1 protein-coding gene and 1 pseudogene are annotated in these 4348 nt (G+C 70.9%); both read left to right on the plus strand.

All coding sequences use genetic code 11. From position 1 onward, the window contains the following. Window positions 1-53: 53 nt before the first annotated feature. Window positions 54-1296, plus strand: a pseudogene (locus IG78_RS53005) (amino acid adenylation domain-containing protein); the annotation flags it as partial. A gap of 222 nt (window positions 1297-1518) precedes the next feature. After that, the coding region (locus IG78_RS52090) for a condensation domain-containing protein (RefSeq protein WP_249926171.1) at window positions 1519-4348 on the plus strand (2830 nt) is incomplete at its 3' end.

Consider the following 4348-nt stretch of genomic DNA (forward strand, 5'->3'; position numbering starts at 1 on the left):
ACCCCGACGAGCGGGTGGCTTTCGTCCTTGAAGACGCGGCGCCGGTGGTAGTGGTGACTACCGGGGAGCTGTCGGAGCGGTTTGACGGCGGTGGGGTGGTGGCGGTCGTCGTGGACGTCGAGGACCCGGGCCTTTCCCGGCAGCCGACCACGGCCTTCTCGTACCCCGATGCCGACCAGACCGCGTACGTCATCTACACCTCCGGGACGACCGGCACCCCCAAGGGCGTCGCCGTCACCCACCGCGGCATGGCCGACCTGGTAGCCACACACCTCCAGCGCCTGACCGCGCCCGGCCGCCCCGCCACCGTCACGGTACGGGCGGACGAACACGTGTGGACGCTGTTCCACTCCTACGCCTTCGACTTCGCCGTATGGGAGATGTGGGGTGCGCTGCTGCACGGGGGACGGCTGATCGTCGTCCCCGAGGAAGTCGTGTACTCGCCCTCCGACTTCCACGACCTGCTCGTCGACGAACAGGTGACGGTCCTGACACAGACACCGTCCGCCCTGGCGCGACTGTCCCCGGACGGGCTCGCGTCGGTCGCGGTGCTCCTGGTCGGCGGCGAGGCCTGCCCCGCCGAGCTGGTCGAGCGCTGGGCGCCAGGCCGCGCGATGATCAACGCATACGGCCCGACGGAATGCACCGTCTATGTGTCGATGAGCAAGCCCCTCACCCCCGACGCGGCCGTGCCGATCGGCGGAGCTGGCTCGGGCACCGGACTGTTCGTCCTGGACAGCGGACTGTGCCGGGTGCCGGTGGGTGTGGTCGGGGAACTGTACGTGGCCGGTCGCGGGCTCGCCCGGGGGTATGTGCGGCGTGCCGGTCTGACGGCGTCGCGGTTTGTGGCGTGTCCGTACGGTCCCGGGGGGTCGCGGATGTATCGCACCGGTGACCTGGTGCGGTGGAACGGCGATGGTGAGCTTGAGTACGTGGGTCGTGCCGATGACCAGGTGAAGATTCGTGGCTACCGGATTGAGCTCGGTGAGGTCGAGTCGGTCCTGCGTGCGTGCCCCGGGGTGGGGCAGGCCGCGGTCGTCGTTCGTGAGGACGTTCCGGGGGCTGCCCATGACCGTCAACGGCAAGCTCGACAAGCGAGCCCTGCCGGTGCCCGCGTACGGCGACACCGAGGGCTACCGGGCGCCCGCCGACCCGGCCGAGGAAATCCTGGCCACCGTCTACGCACAGGTCCTCGGCGTCGAACGCGTCGGCGTCGACGACTCGTTCTTCGACCTCGGCGGCGACAGCATCTCCTCCATGCAGGTCGTGTCCCGGGCCCGGGAGGCAGGCCTGCACTGCAAGCCCCGCCACATCCTGGTCGAGCAGACCGTGGCGAGGGTCGCCCGCGCGCTCCGGCTCGCCGACCAGGCCGGACCGAGCCCCGAGCCGGACGACGACTCCGGTCCCGTGCCCGCGACGCCGATCATCCGCTGGCTTGAGTCCCTCCGGGCGCCGGTCGGCGAGTTCAACCAGACCGTGCTGTTCCAGGCACCGCCGCAGACGGAGCACGCCGATGTGGTGGCACTCCTGCAGGCGCTGCTCGACCGGCACGCGATGCTCAGGCTCCGGATCGGCGACACCGCCGACGGCGCATCCTGGCAGCCGGTCGTCCCACCGCCGGGGACGGTCGACGCGGCCTCCTGCGTCACGGTCGTCGACGAGTTCACCGACGCCTCGTTCACCGCCGCGCTGCGGCAGCTCGACCCGCACGGCGGAACCATGGTCCACGCCGTCTGGGCCGCTCCCACGAAGCAACTGATGCTCGTCGTCCACCACCTCGCGGTGGACGCCGTCTCCTGGGGGATCATCCAGCGGGACCTCGCGACGGGTCGGCGGCAGCTCGCCGCGGGCCGGGAGATCGCCCTCGACGCCACGGGCACCTCGTTCCGGCGCTGGGCCTCGACGCTCGCGGACCACGCCGGGTCCGCCGAGGTCGCCGCCCTGCTGCCGGGCTGGCAGCACATCGAGTCGGCCGCCGCCCTGCTGCCGACACCGCGCCCCGACGCCGACACCTGGGCGACCGTGGAGCAGATGTCGGTGACGGTCGACCCGGAGCTGACGCGCGCGCTGACGACGGAGGCGACCGCGGCACTGCGCGTCACCGTCCAGGAGCTGCTGCTCATCGCGCTCGGCGCCGCCCTGGCACAGCAGCACCAGCATTTCGGCACACCCCTGCGGATCGACGTGGAAGGACACGGCCGCCGCGACGAGCTGGGCGCAGGCATCGATCTGACCGACACGGTGGGCTGGTTCACCGCCAAGCACCCCGTCGCGCTGACCGCGGCCCCGCTGGACCGTGACACCGTACGCACCGGCGGCACAGCCCTCGGCGAATGGGTCAAGGACGCCAAGGAGCAACTGCGTGCGGTCCCCGACGGGATCACGTACGGCCTGCTGAAGTACCTCGACGAAACCGCGGACCTGCCCGGCGAGGACCCCGCGGTCGGGTTCAACTACCTCGGCCGCCGCAGCGTGCCGCGAACCTGCGGGCACGACAGCGCACGCGCCGCCGATGAATGGAGGATCCTCGGCCCCTCCGAGTCCTCCGACGCCCGGCGCTTCGGATCCCGGCCGATGCTGCTGCCCCACACCCTCGGCATCAACGCCGCCGTGCTCGACGACGGCGAACAGACCGAGCTGCACGCCACCTGGAGCTGGTGCGGCGCACGGGTCGACCGCCCGTACATCACCGACCTGGCAGCACGATGGCACGACGTACTCGCTGGAATCGCCGCGTACGTGCGGAAGGGCGGCAGCGGACTGACACCTTCCGACGTCCGGCCCGCCACCGTCACCCGGCAACAGCTCGCGCGGCTCGAACAGCTCCTCGAACCGGCCGACATCCTCCCGCTCACACCGCTCCAGACAGGCCTGCTGTTCCACCGCCGCTCCGAAGGCGCCGAGCCCGCCGAGCTGTACACCGTGCAACTCGGCATCGAGCTCACGGGCCCGCTGGACGTGCGGCGCCTGCGCGAGGCCGTGCACACGGTGGTCGCACGCCACCCCAACCTGGTGGCCAGATTCGTCTCCGATCAGCTCTCCGACCCGGTGCAGATCGTGCTGAAGCACCCCGTCGTGCCGTGGACCGTGGTGAACGGCGAGGGCGGCCCCGGCAGCGGGACCGACGGGAACGACGGTGACATCGCGAAGCTGCTCGACGCGGAACTCACCGCCTGCGGCAAGCTCGACACCGAGTCGCCGCTGCGTGTACTGCTACGGCGCACGGGAGCGGACCGGCACGACCTTGTCCTGTCCGTGCACCACATCGTGGTGGACGGCTGGTCGATCCAGATCCTGCTCCGCGAGATCTTCGCCGCTTACCGGCAGGAGCCCCTCGCTCCCGCTCCGGCGTTCCGTACCTACGTCGAATGGCTGTCCGCCCAGGACTGGAACGCGGCGCAGCGACACTGGCAGCAGCTCCTGACGGGCCTCGAAACGCCCACCCTGGTGGACCCGGTGGAGCGGACCGGCGCCGCCGCGCGCGCCCTGCTCCGAGCCGACATCCCGGCGAGCACCACCCGCGCCCTGGAACGTCTCGCACGGTCGCAGAACACCACCCTGAACATCGTGCTGCAAGCAGCCTGGGCACGGCTCGTCGGCGTCCTGACCGGCGGCCAGGACATCGTCTTCGGCACCACCGTCTCCGGCCGTCCCGCGGACCTGCCGGGCAGCGAGTCGGCCGTCGGCATGTTCATCAACACGATCCCGGTACGCGCCCGCATGACCTCAGGGACGACCACCGCCGAACTGATCGGCGCGTTGCGGGACGCCCACCACGACGGCCTGGAGCACCAGTTCCTGTCACTGGCCGACGTCCAGCGCACCGCAGGGCACCAACAGCTCTTCGACACGATCCTCGTGTACGAGAACTATCCGCTGAAGGCGTCCGGTGGCGGGCTCGACACCGAGGAGCTGGGCGTACGGATCTCATCGAGCCGCGAGTTCACGCACTACCCGATAGCCCTCCAGGCCTGGCCCGGCCGGCAGTTGCGGCTGCGCTTCGAGTACCGCACCGACGTCTTCGACGAGGCGGCGGCCGGGCGGATCGCCGTGTGGCTGGAGACACTGCTGACCGCTATGGCCGCCGACGCCGAGCGTCCGGTGGCGTCGGTGGATGTGCTGGGTGCGGGGGAGTCGGCTCAGTTGGACGTGCTGGGTAACCGGCGGGTGTTGTCGGAGTCGGTGGGTGCGGTGTCGGTGCCGGAGTTGTTCTCCGCGCAGGTGCGGCGGTGTCCGGATGCGGTGGCGTTGGTGTTCGGTGGGCGGTCGTGGACGTATCGGGAGGTGGATGAGGCGTCGTCGAGGCTTGCGCATCTGCTGGCTGGTCGTGGGGTGGTGGCCGGTGATG

It is taken from the genome of Streptomyces aureocirculatus (assembly GCF_000720475.1).
Taxonomy (GTDB): Bacteria; Actinomycetota; Actinomycetes; order Streptomycetales; family Streptomycetaceae; genus Streptomyces; species Streptomyces aureocirculatus.